The organism is Thauera sp., from assembly GCF_047601425.1.
GTDB lineage: Bacteria > Pseudomonadota > Gammaproteobacteria > Burkholderiales > Rhodocyclaceae > Thauera.
In genome coordinates this window covers 245,714-258,691 of record NZ_JASGJL010000001.1, presented here as the reverse complement: position 1 = coordinate 258,691, position 12,978 = coordinate 245,714, and the positions used below count along the sequence as shown (strand labels likewise).

The 12,978-nt window shown below is 67.1% G+C and carries 16 protein-coding genes and 2 pseudogenes; 11 read left to right on the top strand and 7 right to left on the bottom strand.

Features of this window, described 5'->3' with window-relative positions:
- Positions 1–37 precede the first annotated feature (37 nt).
- A complete protein-coding gene (locus tag QM748_RS01300) occupies positions 38–1,396 on the bottom strand; it encodes a murein hydrolase activator EnvC family protein (RefSeq protein WP_415245278.1) in 1,359 nt (452 codons plus the stop codon).
- A 164-nt stretch (positions 1,397–1,560) separates the two neighbouring features.
- Between QM748_RS01300 and QM748_RS01295 the strand changes: the two genes are divergently transcribed.
- The 6 genes from QM748_RS01295 to QM748_RS01270 all read left to right on the top strand — a co-directional run bounded on the left by QM748_RS01295 (position 1,561) and on the right by QM748_RS01270 (position 4,632).
- Positions 1,561–1,890, top strand: coding sequence for an ArsR/SmtB family transcription factor (locus QM748_RS01295; RefSeq protein WP_068635587.1), 330 nt, complete (start codon positions 1,561–1,563; stop codon positions 1,888–1,890).
- A 32-nt stretch (positions 1,891–1,922) separates the two neighbouring features.
- Complete coding sequence (locus tag QM748_RS01290) at positions 1,923–2,339, top strand: rhodanese-like domain-containing protein (RefSeq protein WP_415245277.1); 417 nt, start codon at positions 1,923–1,925, stop codon at positions 2,337–2,339.
- A gap of 2 nt (positions 2,340–2,341) precedes the next feature.
- Positions 2,342–2,611: a glutaredoxin 3 gene (grxC, locus tag QM748_RS01285; protein WP_415245276.1), complete on the top strand. Its 270-nt coding sequence runs from the start codon at positions 2,342–2,344 to the stop codon at positions 2,609–2,611.
- A gap of 61 nt (positions 2,612–2,672) precedes the next feature.
- Positions 2,673–3,134: a protein-export chaperone SecB gene (gene secB, locus QM748_RS01280; RefSeq protein ID WP_415245275.1), complete on the top strand. Its 462-nt coding sequence runs from the start codon at positions 2,673–2,675 to the stop codon at positions 3,132–3,134.
- 14 nt (positions 3,135–3,148) lie between these two features.
- Positions 3,149–3,619, top strand: a complete 471-nt coding sequence (locus QM748_RS01275) for an SH3 domain-containing protein (protein ID WP_415245274.1) — start codon at positions 3,149–3,151, stop codon at positions 3,617–3,619.
- Positions 3,616–4,632 (top strand): NAD(P)H-dependent glycerol-3-phosphate dehydrogenase, encoded by a 1,017-nt coding sequence (locus QM748_RS01270; RefSeq protein WP_415245273.1) that lies wholly within the window; start codon positions 3,616–3,618, stop codon positions 4,630–4,632. The genes QM748_RS01275 and QM748_RS01270 overlap by 4 nt, the downstream gene beginning before the upstream one ends.
- 7 nt (positions 4,633–4,639) lie before the next feature.
- Here the strand turns inward: QM748_RS01270 and QM748_RS01265 are convergent, their stop codons facing one another.
- From QM748_RS01265 to QM748_RS01255, 3 genes and pseudogenes are all read right to left on the bottom strand, one after another.
- Positions 4,640–5,116 (bottom strand): tRNA (cytidine(34)-2'-O)-methyltransferase, encoded by a 477-nt coding sequence (locus tag QM748_RS01265; RefSeq protein ID WP_415245272.1) that lies wholly within the window; start codon positions 5,114–5,116, stop codon positions 4,640–4,642.
- Positions 5,117–5,166: 50 nt separating this feature from the next.
- Positions 5,167–5,676, bottom strand: coding sequence for a ComF family protein (locus QM748_RS01260; protein WP_415247991.1), 510 nt, complete (start codon positions 5,674–5,676; stop codon positions 5,167–5,169).
- A gap of 15 nt (positions 5,677–5,691) precedes the next feature.
- Positions 5,692–5,844: pseudogene (locus QM748_RS01255) on the bottom strand (double zinc ribbon domain-containing protein); the annotation flags it as partial.
- 203 nt (positions 5,845–6,047) lie between these two features.
- Here QM748_RS01255 and QM748_RS01250 point away from each other — a divergent pair.
- Together QM748_RS01250 and QM748_RS01245 are read left to right on the top strand one after the other, a co-directional pair.
- Positions 6,048–6,971: a methyltransferase domain-containing protein gene (locus tag QM748_RS01250; protein WP_415245271.1), complete on the top strand. Its 924-nt coding sequence runs from the start codon at positions 6,048–6,050 to the stop codon at positions 6,969–6,971.
- A gap of 12 nt (positions 6,972–6,983) precedes the next feature.
- Complete coding sequence (locus QM748_RS01245; RefSeq protein ID WP_415245270.1) at positions 6,984–7,637, top strand: pyrimidine 5'-nucleotidase; 654 nt, start codon at positions 6,984–6,986, stop codon at positions 7,635–7,637.
- 59 nt (positions 7,638–7,696) lie between these two features.
- On the opposite strand, the gene QM748_RS01240 is transcribed toward QM748_RS01245, so the two are convergent.
- The 3 genes and pseudogenes from QM748_RS01240 to yihA form a co-directional block, all read right to left on the bottom strand.
- The gene (locus tag QM748_RS01240; RefSeq protein WP_415245269.1) at positions 7,697–8,218 is read right to left on the bottom strand and encodes a GNAT family N-acetyltransferase; all 522 of its coding nucleotides are present in this window, start codon (positions 8,216–8,218) and stop codon (positions 7,697–7,699) included.
- A pseudogene (hemB, locus tag QM748_RS01235) lies at positions 8,215–9,220 on the bottom strand (porphobilinogen synthase). Before hemB ends, QM748_RS01240 begins: the two are co-directional and overlap by 4 nt.
- A gap of 230 nt (positions 9,221–9,450) precedes the next feature.
- Positions 9,451–10,116, bottom strand: a complete 666-nt coding sequence (gene yihA / locus QM748_RS01230) for a ribosome biogenesis GTP-binding protein YihA/YsxC (protein ID WP_415245268.1) — start codon at positions 10,114–10,116, stop codon at positions 9,451–9,453.
- Between the two features lie 123 nt (positions 10,117–10,239).
- Between yihA and QM748_RS01225 the strand changes: the two genes are divergently transcribed.
- From QM748_RS01225 to rpiA, 3 genes are all read left to right on the top strand, one after another.
- Positions 10,240–10,869 (top strand): c-type cytochrome, encoded by a 630-nt coding sequence (locus tag QM748_RS01225; protein WP_415245267.1) that lies wholly within the window; start codon positions 10,240–10,242, stop codon positions 10,867–10,869.
- A 130-nt stretch (positions 10,870–10,999) separates the two neighbouring features.
- Positions 11,000–12,247: a gephyrin-like molybdotransferase Glp gene (gene glp / locus QM748_RS01220; RefSeq protein WP_415245266.1), complete on the top strand. Its 1,248-nt coding sequence runs from the start codon at positions 11,000–11,002 to the stop codon at positions 12,245–12,247.
- 16 nt (positions 12,248–12,263) lie between these two features.
- On the top strand, positions 12,264–12,926 hold the full coding sequence (gene rpiA, locus QM748_RS01215) for a ribose-5-phosphate isomerase RpiA (RefSeq protein WP_415245265.1): 663 nt from the start codon (positions 12,264–12,266) through the stop codon (positions 12,924–12,926).
- Positions 12,927–12,978 lie beyond the last annotated feature (52 nt).

Sequence of the window (12,978 nt, the reverse complement as noted above, 5' to 3'; positions counted from 1 at the left end):
ATCGGGGAAGCGGCTCCAGCCCTTCGCACCATTTGATCTAGTTGAGTCGCACCCACTGCATCGGGTCGAGCGGGCGGCCCTGATGGCGGAGTTCGAAGTATAAACCCGATTCTCCGCCCCCTCCGCTGGTGCCCACGCTGGCGATCGCGTCGCCGCCGGACACCGCATCGCCCACTTCCTTCAGCAAGGTGTCATTGTTGCCATAGACGGTGAGGTAGTCGCTGCCATGGTCGATGATGATCAGATTGCCATAGCCGCGCAACCAGTCCGAAAACACGATTTCGCCCTTTGCGACCGCCCTGACATCCGCACCGGTACCCGCCCGGATGAACACGCCTTTCCAGGTCGTGCCGCCTTCCGCCCTTGGAGCACCGAAGCGCCCGACGAGTTCGCCGCGCACCGGAAAGCGCAACTGGCCGCGAAGCTGGGCGAAGCGCACGCCGGTCGGCGTCGCCCCGGCAGTGCTGCGCGCCTCGCCGACGACCGGCTCGGCACGCTGCGCCGGCGGACGGGGAACCGCTGCCGACGGCGCGGCATTGCCGGCCGCCTTCGCCTGCGCCGCCGCGGCCGCACGCGCCTCCGCCGCGCGGCGCTCCGCCGCACGCTGCTCCGCCAGTTTCCTCGCCGCCTCGCGCGCGGCCGCCTCGCGGGCACGCCTGACCAGGGTGTCGATCACTTTCGCCAGCCGTTGCTCGTCCTCGCGCAAGGTCGCCACTTCGCGCTTCTGGCTCTGGAGCTGCTTCGAGATTTCGGCCAGCGCAGTCTTGCGCTGGAGCAGGCTGGCTTCGAGCTGCTTGCGCTGCTCATGCTGCCGGGCCTCGAGTTCGCTCACCCGGTCGCGCCGGCGTCCGATCTCCTGCGCACGCAGCTCGGTTTCGCGCAGATCGGCACGCATGCGCTCGATCAGGCCCAGGCGGGCGCGGCCGAGCTGTTCGAGATAATAGGCGTCACGCGCGATCTGGTTCGGGTCACGCGCAGACAACAGGGGAGCCACGCCGTCTGCCGCACCATGCACGTAGTGCCGGCGCAGCCACTCCGCCAGTTCGCCTCGACGGGCCTCGATGCCCGTCCCCGCTTCCTGCTGCGCACGTTCCAGTTCCGCCAGACGTGCATCGGCCTCGGCACGCTCACGCTGCAGCTGCAACACCCGCCGCTGCGCACGCGACACTTCGCGCTCCGACTCGGTCAGCGCCTTTGCCGCATCGGAACGGTTCGCTTCGGTCCGCGACATCTCCTGCTGCAGGTCGCGGATACGCTTCTTGAGATCATCGAGATCCGAGCGTTTGTCGGCAATGTCGCCAGTGGCCTGCGCGTAGGCGGCCTCCGGCGCCACTGCCGACGCCAGCACGAGGCCAAGGACGAAAGCAGCCAGATGGCCACGGCCAGCGATACGCATGAAGCTAGGATTCCGATTCAAGGAAATGAGCGGGGTTGCGGGAATGGGAGCCTGGGGAAGCCGACGGGCACGGACGAAGACCGGATCCGCTCCCGGCATGTTCCCTAGCGCGCAAGACGGAGACACCTTATTTTATACTAGCGCTTTGCCCTGCCGGCCCTACCGTGAACAAAGACGACATCTTCACGCTCATCGACAAGAACGAGCACATAGAAACTGCCGCTCGCGCACTCAAGGCAATCGCCCATCCGCTGCGCCTGAAGATTCTGTGCGTGCTCGGCGACGGCGAAGTCTGCGTGCAGGACATCGTCGATGCGGTGGGCACTTCGCAAAGCAACATCTCGCAGCATCTCGCCATCCTGCGCGACAAGGACGTGCTGCAGACGCGCAAGGACGCCAACCGCGTCTATTACCGCGTCGGCGATCCGCGTACATTGCAGCTCATCGCGCTGATGCGCGAAGTGTTCTGCGGCGTCGATGACGAGCAAGGCTGATTTCCTTTTCCCCTACCGGAGCACCGTTTTTCGTGGAATTCCTGCAACATAACTGGTATTGGGCGGCGCTGGCAGCCGCAAGCGGCAGCTGGCTGCTCGTCGACCTGGCACGCGGCCGAGGCAGCGGGGGCCAGCTTTCCCCGGTCGAGGCCACGATGCTGATCAACCGTGAAGACGCCGTCGTCATCGACGTGCGCGACCAGGGCGAATACGCCCAGGGCCACATTCCCAATGCCCGCCACATTCCCGCCGGCGACCTCGAGCGCCGCAGCGGCGAGCTGGACAAGTGGAAGAGCCATCCGCTGATCCTGTGCTGCGCCAGCGGCGCGCGTTCGACTGCTGCCGCCACGCAGTTGCGCAAGGCGGGCTTCGAGAAGGTCTACAACCTGCACGGCGGCATGATGGAATGGCAGAAAGCGGGCCAGCCGGTCAGCCGCAAGAGGAAATGAGCATGCCCGCCGCCATCCGCATGTATGCCACGGCGACCTGCCCCTACTGCATCCGCGCCGAACAGCTGCTGCGCAGCAAGGGCGTGACGGAGATCGACAAGATCCGCACCGATCTCGACCCCGCCCGGCGCGAGCAGATGATCACGGAAACCGGAAGGCGCACGGTTCCGCAGATCTTCATTGGCGGCTACCATGTCGGCGGCTGTGACGATCTGATGGCGCTCGACCGTGCCGGCAAGCTCGAACCGATGCTGCGCGGCGAATCCGCCTGAATCTTTCTTCCCCTGATTCTCTTTCCTGCAATCCAAACCTCACTCACCGGATACCCATTTCATGTCTGAAAACGCTCAACCCGTCTTCTCGATCGAAAAACTGTACGTCAAGGACCTGTCGGTCGAAGTGCCGGGTGCTCCGCAGATCTATCTCGAACGCGAGGCCCCGCAGGTCAACGTGCAGCTTCGTACCGAAGGCAAGAGCATCGACGAAGGCGTCTACGAGATCACGCTGACCGTCACCGTCTCCGCCACCATCGGCGAAGACCGTACGCTGTTCCTGGTCGAAGTGGCCCAGGCCGGCATCTTCCAGATCCGCAACGTGCCCGAAGCCGACCTCGAGGCCGTCATGATGATCGGCTGCCCCAACATCCTCTTCCCCTATGCCCGCGAGGCCGTGTCGGACGCCGTCACCCGCGCCGGCTTCCAGCCCGTGCTGCTGTCGCCGGTCAACTTCGAGGCCCTGTACCAATCGCAGCGCCAGCAGGCCGCCGCGCAGCAGGGCGAAACGCCGATCCAGTGATAAGGCTCGCCGCCATGACACACCTGCGCCGTTCCATCCAGCCCCGCTCGATCGCCATGCTTGCCGCACTCGCCAGCATGGCGGCGGGGCCGGCGCTGGCGCAGGCGATCGAATTCCGCTCCCTGACCGAACAGGCAATCCTGTACGACACGCCCTCGGAACAGGGCAAGCGTCTTCTTTTCCTGCGCTCGGGCACCCCGGTCGAAATCGTCGTCAGGGTCGACAAGTGGGTCAAGGTGCGGGAGCCCGGCGGCTCCCTGAGCTGGCTGGAGAGCCGTGTGCTCGCCAACCGCCGCACCGTGCTCGTGACTGCGGAACGCGCCGCCATCCGGCGTGAGGCCCGCGATGACGCGGCGCCCAGCTTCGAAGCCGTCCGCAACGTCGTGCTCGACCTGGTCGAACCGCCGTCGCTCGGCTGGGCGAGAGTGCGCCACCGCGACGGCGAGGAAGGCTACATCCGCATCAACGAGGTCTGGGGGCTGTGACCGCCGCATCCGTCAAGCAGCACAACAGCCGGCGCATCGCCGTCTTCGGCGCGGGCGCATGGGGCACTGCACTGGCACAGGCCTTCAGCGCCACGCACGAGGTGTGCCTGTGGGGACGTGATGCGGAACACCTGCGGACACTCGCCCTGACGCGCGAAAACCGCCGCTATCTGCCCGACATCCGCCTCAGCGACACGTTGCGCTTCGAAGCCGATTTCTCCCGTGCGGCACAAGGCGCCGATCTCCATCTGGTCGTCACACCGCTGGCCGGCTTGCGGGATACGGCTCGCGCCCTCCATCGCCTGCAGCCAGGCACGCCACTGCTGTGGGCCTGCAAAGGGCTCGAAGCCGGAACCGGACGGCTGCCGCATGAAATCGTCGCCGAAGAGCTCGGCGAGGGCACCACCAGCGGTGTTTTGACCGGCCCCAGCTTTGCCGCCGAAGTCGCGCGCGGCCTGCCGGCAGCGATCACCCTCGCCTCAGCCGACGAAGCCTTCGCTCACCACTGGGTCGCAACCCTGCACCAGCCTCGCCTGCGCATCTACGCCAACACCGACGTCATCGGCTGCGAGATCGGCGGCGCGGTCAAGAACGTCATGGCCATTGCCGCCGGCGTGTCTGACGGCATGGGCTTCGGCCTCAATGCCCGCGCGGCGCTGATCACCCGCGGCCTGGCCGAAATCTCCCGTCTTGCCATCGCCCTGGGCGGCAACGGCGAAACGCTGATGGGCCTGACCGGCATGGGCGACCTGATCCTGACCTGCACCGGCAATCTCTCGCGCAACCGCCGCGTCGGCCTGGAACTCGCCAAGGGCAGCACGCTGGCCGGCATCCTGCGCGACCTCGGCCATGTCGCCGAAGGCGTATCCACCGCGCGCGAAGTCGTCGGCCTGGCCCGGCGCCATGGCGTCGAGATGCCGATCTGCGAAGCTGTCGATGCCTTGCTGCATCACGGCCTCGATGCACGTGGCGCGGTCGAGAAACTGCTGGCGCGCGACCCCCGCCACGAGTAATCCCCGCTCAGGCCTCCGCCTGAGCCGCGCCGGCGAATCCCTGCTGGCGCCAACCCTCATACACCACCACCGCCACTGCATTCGACAGGTTGATGCTGCGGTTGGTCGGCCGCATCGGAATGCGGATCCTCGCCTCGGGCTCGAAACCCGCCAGCATTTCCGCCGGCAGGCCACGGCTCTCCGGCCCGAACACGAACACGTCGCCTTCGCGGTAAGCCACATCGTCGTGCCGCCGCACGCCGCGGGTCGACAGCGCGAAGAAGCGCCGCCCCTCCAGCGCCGCACGGCACTGCGCCCAGTCCGGATGCACCGTGACGCAGGTCAGGTCGTGATAATCCAGCCCCGCGCGGGCCAGTTGCTTGTCGGACAGATCGAAACCCAGCGGTTCGATCAGATGGAGGCGGCTGCCAGAATTGGCGGCAAGCCGGATGATGTTGCCGGTGTTGGGCGGAATCTCCGGCTGGTAAAGGACGATCTCGAACATCGGGACGGAAATGGCGGTCAGCGCCTTGTGCGCAAAGCCGGCACTGTAGCTCAGGCCGGTGCCGGCGTGCGGGCAACGACCAGATTCGTGACCCGCGCCGCGCCCTGCGCCTTCAGGCAGCGTGCCAGTTCGTCCAGCGTCGCTCCCGTGGTCATCACGTCATCGATCACCAGTACATGCAGGCCATCCAGTACGCGATCGCAGCAGAAGGCGCCAGCGGGGCTCAACAAACGCTCGTCGCGGCCCAGCAAAGCCTGCGGTGGCGTGTCGCGCAGCTTGCGGACGCAAGCCAGTTCCATTGGCAGCGCCTGCCCGCGCGCCAGCGGACGCGCAAGCTCCACCGCCTGGTTGAAACCGCGCTCGGCCAGCCTGCGCGGATGCAAGGGCATCGGCAGGATGAAGTCGGCATCTGCCGCAGGTCGTTCGCCGAGCACACTCAGTTCGGCAGCCAGGAAAGTGGCCACGCTCAACTGGTGCCGATACTTCAGTGCAAGGACCAGCACATCGACCGGGAAGACGTAGTCGAACAAGGCCAGCGTCGCATCATAGGCGGGAGGCATGCGCAGGCATCGCCCGCAAGGTCCGCCATCCAGCCCGGGCAGGGCGCAAACCGGACATGCGCTGGGAGGCCGCCTCGGCAAGTCGGCCAGGCAGGCCGTGCACACGCCGCACGCCCCTGCCGCCTCGCCGCAGACGAGGCAGTCCTGCGGCATCAGTACATCCAGCACGCTGGCCAGCAGGCGGCGCAGGTCGAAGGCTCGGTTTGACAAGATTTTGACCAATGGCAGAACATTCGGGGTTCGCCATTACAGCCCCCGGCGCCGGAAATGACAATGACTTCGATCAACGCCGACCGTCCAGTGAATCGGTACGACACGGCCACAGTTCGCGACGGCAAGGCCCCGATCCCCGTCCACCGCCGGAGCGCCCGATGAGCGAAACGGCCAACCGCGACGAGGATTTCGCCCTCGACCACGGCCTGCTGCGCCGCCGCTTCGCCCGCGCCGCGGCGACGGCCGACGGCGCCGACGTCCTTGCCCGCGAAATCGCCCGCCGGATGGACGAGCGCCTGGACTACATCCGTATCGAACCGAAGCGCGTGCTCGATCTCGGCTGCGGCACCGGCGCCGACCTGCCCCGCCTGGCGCAGCGCTTTCCGCAGGCCTGTGTGCTGGCGGCCGATTTCGCCATGCCGATGCTGTCCCGTGCCGGTCAGCGCCTGCGCGGCGATGCCCCCGCTCCCGGCCTGCTGCGCCGCCTGCTCGGCGCCAAGGCCGCACCGTTGCCCCACATCCTCGCCGACGCCAGGCAGCTGCCCTTCGCCCGCGGCAGCCTCGGCCTGGTGTGGTCCAACCTGATGCTGCCGGCGCTGGACGATCCGCTGCCGGCACTGCAGGAGATTCATCGCACGCTGGAAGTCGGCGGCTTGCTGATGTTTTCCACCCTCGGGCCGGATTCGCTGCGCGAACTGCGCGATGCCCTGCCCCGCACGGCCGGTGAACGTGTGCACCGCTTCATCGACATGCACGACCTGGGCGACGCCCTGGTCAAGGCCGGCTTCGCCGATCCGGTGATGGACATGGAAATGCTGACGCTGACCTATACCGAGCTCGACGGGCTGTTGTCCGATCTGCGTGCCACCGGTGCCGCCAACGCTGCCGTCGGCCGCCCGCGCGGCCTGTCCGGCCGTACCGGCTGGGTACAGGCACGTGCTGCATACGAAGCACTGCGCCGGGACGGACGGCTGCCCGCCAGCTTCGAAATCATCCAGGGCCACGCCTGGAAAGCCGCACCAAAGACCACCGAGGACGGCCGCAGCATCGTCCGCTTCCAGCCCCGTCCCATGCCGCGCTGAGTCGCCTCCACCATGCCCAACCGCACCGTCTGGCTGTTCGATCTCGACAACACGCTGCACAACGCCAGCCCGCACATCTTTCCGCACATCAACCGCAGCATGACGGCTTACCTGGAACGGCATCTGTCGCTGTCCCACGACGAAGCCAATGCGCTGCGGATGAACTACTGGCGCCGCTACGGCGCCACCCTGCTCGGCCTGATGCGCCACCACGGCACCGACCCGGCGCACTTCCTGGTCGAAACGCATCGCTTCGACCGCCTGCACGAGATGATGGTGTTCGACCGTGCGCTGCGCGGCATGCTGCGCAGGCTGCCCGGCCGCCGCTTCGTGTTCTCGAACGCGCCCCGCCATTACGCCCTGGCCGTACTGGACCTGATGGGCATCCACGACCTGTTCGAGGACGTGATCGCCATCGAGGACCTGGACTACCATCCCAAGCCCGGCATCCGCGGCTACCGCAAGCTGCTTTCCTCACGGCGCCTGGACCCGAACCGCTGCGTGATGCTGGAAGACTCGGCGATCAACCTGCGAACTGCAAAACGGCTGGGCATGCGCACCGTGCTGGTGAGCCGCAGCCTGCGCACGCCCGCCTATGTGGACATGAAACTGGCGTCGATCCTCGATCTTCGCCGCCGGTTCGGCCGCCTGCTGGCAGGCCATTAGCCATGGATGGCGGCTCCTTCGCCAGGCCATCCCAATACAGCCCAGCTGCCCCTGCCAGGCTAGGCACCTGCCTCCAGCCCGCACCGCATGAACTGCGCGCCAGCGCCATAACCCGTCGGCAAAGCCAGCGGGACTGCAGTGAAGCCGAGCCCCCGCCAGTAAGCCGCCGCATCGGCCAGAGCCACCAGCGTCAGCGCGCCAAGCCCAGCCTGCTCCGACCAGCAGCGCACCTTGCCGAACAGCCCCCGCCCCACACCAAGGCCACGCGCGCGCGGCGACACCGCGAGGTCGTGCAGGAAGCCATGATCCGCCTGCGCCGGAAGGTCCTCGATCCGCTCATGCAGCGGCGGCGCATCAGCAGCCCACGGATGGGCAAAGACATAACCGAGCGCTTCGCCGCCGGATTCGGCCAGCCAGCAGGCGCCGGGGGCCAGACCGAGCTTGCGCCCGAGCACTTCGGCGGATTCCTGGTAAGCATCGCCGTAGGCTTCACGCTGGATGCGGAGCACTGCGCCGAGATCATCCACGCGCATCGTCCGCAACACGACGGCAGCGGACGCCTGCGTGCCCTGCAAGATCATGCGCCGGCCTTCAGCCAGCGTGCAGCTTCGAGCGCGTAGTAGGTCAGGATGCCATCGGCGCCGGCACGCTTGAAGGCCAGCAGGGCTTCCAGCGCGCAGGCCCGGTCATCCAGCCAGCCGTTGGCCGCAGCAGCCTTCAGCATCGCGTATTCGCCGCTGACTTGGTACACATAGGTCGGCACCCCGAGCTCGTGTTTGACCCGATGCACGATGTCGAGATAGGGCATGCCGGGCTTGACCATGAACATGTCCGCCCCTTCGGCGATGTCGAGCGCCACTTCGCGCAAGGCCTCGTCGCTGTTCGCCGGGTCCATCTGGTAGGAATACTTGTTGCCCTTGCCCAGATTGCCCGCCGAGCCGACCGCGCTGCGGAAGGGGCCGTAGAAGCTGCTGGCGTACTTGGCGCTGTAGGCGAGGATGCGGGTGTGGATGAAGCCGGCATCCTCGAGCGCAGCTCGGATGGTGCCGATGCGACCGTCCATCATGTCGCTGGGCGACACCACGTCGGCGCCCGCCGCGGCATGCGACAGCGACTGCCTGACCAGCGCCTCGACGGTTTCGTCGTTCGACGATGTAGCCGGTATCGTCGATCAGGCCGTCCTGGCCATGGGTGGTGTAGGGGTCGAGGGCGACGTCGGTGATGACACCCAGTTCGGGGAAGCGTGCCTTCAAGGCACGGATCGCGCGCTGGACGATGCCGTTTTCGTCCCATGCGGCAGCGCCATCCGCCGTCTTCGCCGCCGGATCGGGAACACCGAACAGATCGACCGCCGGCACGCCGAGTTCCAGCGCCTGCTCGGCCACTTTCAGCAGTTCGTCGATCGACAGCCGCTCCACGCCGGGCATCGCCGCCACGGCCTCGCGGCCGGGCTTGTCGTGCACGAACACCGGATAGATCAGGTCATTGGCCGTCAGCACGTTCTCGCGCATCAGGCGGCGGGAAAAATCGTCGCGGCGCATGCGGCGCATGCGGGTGAAGGGGAAAGCTCCGGTCGGTCGCATCTCTGGATCTCGCTTGTCGGTTTCGAAACGGCCCGCGCCGACGCGCCTGCGCACGCCGGAAACACATCAAGTAACGCATTGGCAGCGGAACTTTCGGGCGAAGTGCTCTATCTTACCAAGCAGACGGCAACGCGCTCCTGCGCCGCTGTCTCCCGCTTCACCTCCCTGAGCGGGCGCTTCGCACCAGCGAGGCAGTCTTCACCCCCGGCTACTCCCCTGGTCGGGGGTTTTTATTTGCCTGTCTCCTGCGCGCCCTCGCCACCCTGGGCCGCGGGCCGCACTGCCGGCCCGGCATCCGCCTGAACCAGGCCGAGCCAGCCGCCGATGACGCGCTCGGCCTCCTCGGCGCCGGCCTTCTTCAGGCTGGAGAAAAGCTGGACCGTCACCTGCGGCCCCAGCGGCGCGAGCTGGCGGCGCACGTCCTGCAGCACCGCACTGGCCGCGCCGCGCGACAGCTTGTCGCTCTTGGTCAGCAACACGTGCATCGGCCGTCCCGACGGCGCGAACCAGTCGATCATCTGGCGGTCGAGCGGCGTCAAGGGGTGGCGCGAATCCATGATCAGCACCAGGCCGATCAGGCTTTCCCGCTCACGCAGGTAATGCTCGATCAGGCCCTGCCATTCACGCCTGACCTTCTCGGGGACCGCAGCATAGCCATAGCCCGGGAGGTCAACCAGCAGCGCACCGCTGTTGAGACGGAAGAAGTTGATCAGCTGGGTTCGGCCTGGCGTCTTGGACACGAAGGCCAGACGGACATGTCCGGCCAGCGTGTTGATCGCGCTCGACTTGCCCGCATTGGAGCGCCCCGCGAAGGCGATCTCGGCTCCGGAAGGCGGTGGCAGGCCGGACGGCTTGGCGATCGATATCTCGAATTGTGCGTTGCGGAAGATGGGCATGGAGGAAAGCAGAAGAAAGACCGGGCGGATGCGCCACAAAGCCCACAACGCATCGCGCAAGGTGGGTTTCCTGTTATAGAATACCGTGTTTGAAACAATCACTCACGGCTTTCCGAGGACATCATGACCAAGCGTTCCCTGCTGCTCTCGTCCCTGTTGCTTGTCGCTGGCGGCCTGCAGGCCCAGGAACAGGCCCCGGACCTCGCCAAGGCAAAACAGACTGTCGAAACGCTCTGCGCCGCCTGTCACAGCACGGATGGCAACAGCCAGTTGTCGGCCAACCCGAAGATCGCGGGGCAGCATGAGGATTACCTCTACAAGCAGCTGCGCGAGTTCAAGGGCTGGAACGGCGAGCCCCCGGCACGCGAGAACGCGGTCATGACGGCGATGGTCGCTGATCTCGAAGAAGCAGACATGCGCGCGCTCGCCAGGTATTTCTCCTCCTTCGAGCAGCAGCCCGAGCCGGCGAAGAATCTCGGCACCATCGAGCTCGGCCAGAGCATCTGGCGCAGCGGCATCGCCTCCAAGGGCGTTCCCGCCTGTGCCGCCTGTCACGGTCCCGCCGGTACCGGCCTGCCGGCGCAGTACCCCCGCATCGCCGGCCAGTTCGCCGATTACACTGAGGCCCAGCTCAAGTCCTTCCGCGACGGCGGCCGCGAGAACGACCCGAACCGCATGATGCGCATGATCGCGCTGAAGATGACCGACGCCGAAATGAAGGCCGTTTCGGACTTCGCCGCCGGCCTGCGCTGAACACTGCCGGCCATCGACCCGGAAAGGGGTGGAGCGATCCACCCCTTTTTTTCATGCGCTTCCCCTTGTGTGAAAATGGCAGCCGTGCCGGCCAGCCCCGGCAGCTTCCAGTTTCCTTGGCACGCAGCAGATGACCCATCCATCCCCCAGCAGCACGGTACAGGCCGCCTTGAAGGTCGCCGAGGCGCACCGGCTGATCCTCGACAGCCTCTCTCCGATCACCGGCAGCGAGCACGTCGAGGTGCATGCCGCCCTCGGGCGGGTACTGGCGCAGGACGTGATCGCCCCACTCGACGTGCCGATGCACGACAACTCGGCGATGGACGGCTACGCGGTGCGTGCCTCGGACCTGGCCGCCGACGCCGAAACCGCGCTGGCGGTGATCGGCAACGCTTTCGCGGGGCGCCCCTTTGCCGGCCGGCCCGGCCCAGGCGAGGCGGTACGGATCATGACTGGCGCGGTCATCCCGGACGGCGCCGACACGGTCGTCATGCAGGAAGCCGTCCGCCGCGAGGGCGACACCGTCTTCATCCCCGCCGGCCAGCAGCAAGGCCGCAACCTGCGGCGTGCCGGCGAGGATCTCGCTGCCGGCAGCGTCGCCCTGCCCGCCGGCAAACGCTGCGGCCCTGCCGAACTGGGGCTGATCGCCTCACTCGGCATCGGCGAGGTCGTGGTGCGCCGCCGCCTGCGTGTCGCCTTCTTTTCGACCGGCGACGAGCTCACCCCGATCGGCCAGCCGCTGGCACCGGGTGCGATCCACGACAGCAACCGCTACACCCTGTCCGGCGCGCTGTCGCGGCTGGGCTGCGAACTGCTCGACATGGGCATCGTGCCCGATCGGCCGGCCGCACTCGAGGCCGCGTTCGCCGAAGCGGCCGAGGCCGCCGATGTGGTCATCACCAGCGGCGGCGTCTCGGTCGGCGATGCCGACTTCGTCCGCGAACTGATGTCGCGCATGGGCGAGGTTTCGTTCTGGAAGCTGGCGATCAAGCCCGGGCGGCCGCTGGCTTTCGGCCGCATCGGCAACGCCGTGCTGTTCGGCCTGCCCGGCAACCCGGTGGCAACGCTGGTGAGCTTCTACCAGTTCGTGCAGGACGCGCTACTGGCCATGATGGGCGTGACCCCGCTGCCGCCGGCCGGGCGTTTCGCCGCCCGCGCAGCCTTCGCCCTGCGCAAGCCGGCGGATCGCGTCGAATATCTGCGCGGACGCATGCTGCGGGACGGTACCGGGCTTGGCGTCACCCTTGCCGGCACACAGGGTTCGGGCGTACTGCGCTCGATGTCCGAAGCCGACTGCTTCATCGTGCTGCCGGAAGACTGCACTTCGGTGCAGGCCGGCGACACCGTCTTCATCCAACCTTTCCATGGCCTGGTCTGAGGACCAGGGAACAGACATGACCCAGGACGAACTCAAGAAAGCCGCTGCCCTCTCCGCCCTCGACTACATCGAGGGCGGCAGCATCGTCGGCGTCGGCACCGGCTCGACGGTGAACCACTTCATCGACGGCCTCGCCGGCATGCGCGAACGCATCCGCGGCGCGGTCTCCAGTTCCGAAGCCAGCTCGAAGCGGCTCGCCGCGCACGGCATCCAGGTGTTCGATCTCAACGACATCGACAGCATTCCGGTCTATGTCGACGGCGCCGACGAGATCGACGGCAGCTTCGCCATGATCAAGGGCGGCGGTGGCGCGCTGACGCGCGAGAAGATCGTCGCCGCGGTCGCGCAGCGCTTCATCTGCATCTGCGACGCAAGCAAGCGCGTGCAGACGCTCGGCCGCTTTCCGCTGCCGGTCGAGGTCATCCCGATGGCGCGCAGCCACGTCGCCCGCGAACTCGCCCGCCTGGGCGGCGAGCCGCGCCTGCGCGAAGGCTTCGTCACCGACAACGGCAACCTGATCCTCGACGTGCATGGCCTGGCGATCGACGATCCGGTCGGCACCGAGCAAGGCATCAACCAGATCGTCGGCGTGGTCACCAACGGCCTGTTCGCCGCCCGCGGCGCCGATCTGCTGCTGCTGGCCGGTGCCGCCGGCGTGGAACGCCTGCAGCGCAGTTGAACCGATCGTTCTCCGCCGTGTGACATGCAACAAAACCTTAACCTTGCGGTGC

Excerpts from the sequence above, each read along its gene's own strand:
- QM748_RS01275 (WP_415245274.1), top strand. The coding sequence starts at position 3,149 with ATGACACACCTGCGCCGTTCCATCCAGCCCCGCTCGATCGCCATGCTT.
- QM748_RS01265 (WP_415245272.1), bottom strand. The coding sequence starts at position 5,116 with ATGTTCGAGATCGTCCTTTACCAGCCGGAGATTCCGCCCAACACCGGC.
- QM748_RS01300 (WP_415245278.1), bottom strand. The coding sequence starts at position 1,396 with ATGCGTATCGCTGGCCGTGGCCATCTGGCTGCTTTCGTCCTTGGCCTC.
- QM748_RS01250 (WP_415245271.1), top strand. The coding sequence starts at position 6,048 with ATGAGCGAAACGGCCAACCGCGACGAGGATTTCGCCCTCGACCACGGC.
- rpiA (WP_415245265.1), top strand. The coding sequence starts at position 12,264 with ATGACCCAGGACGAACTCAAGAAAGCCGCTGCCCTCTCCGCCCTCGAC.
- secB (WP_415245275.1), top strand. The coding sequence starts at position 2,673 with ATGTCTGAAAACGCTCAACCCGTCTTCTCGATCGAAAAACTGTACGTC.
- QM748_RS01240 (WP_415245269.1), bottom strand. The coding sequence starts at position 8,218 with ATGATCTTGCAGGGCACGCAGGCGTCCGCTGCCGTCGTGTTGCGGACG.
- QM748_RS01260 (WP_415247991.1), bottom strand. The coding sequence starts at position 5,676 with ATGCCTCCCGCCTATGATGCGACGCTGGCCTTGTTCGACTACGTCTTC.
- grxC (WP_415245276.1), top strand. The coding sequence starts at position 2,342 with ATGCCCGCCGCCATCCGCATGTATGCCACGGCGACCTGCCCCTACTGC.
- QM748_RS01245 (WP_415245270.1), top strand. The coding sequence starts at position 6,984 with ATGCCCAACCGCACCGTCTGGCTGTTCGATCTCGACAACACGCTGCAC.
- yihA (WP_415245268.1), bottom strand. The coding sequence starts at position 10,116 with ATGCCCATCTTCCGCAACGCACAATTCGAGATATCGATCGCCAAGCCG.
- glp (WP_415245266.1), top strand. The coding sequence starts at position 11,000 with ATGACCCATCCATCCCCCAGCAGCACGGTACAGGCCGCCTTGAAGGTC.
- QM748_RS01225 (WP_415245267.1), top strand. The coding sequence starts at position 10,240 with ATGACCAAGCGTTCCCTGCTGCTCTCGTCCCTGTTGCTTGTCGCTGGC.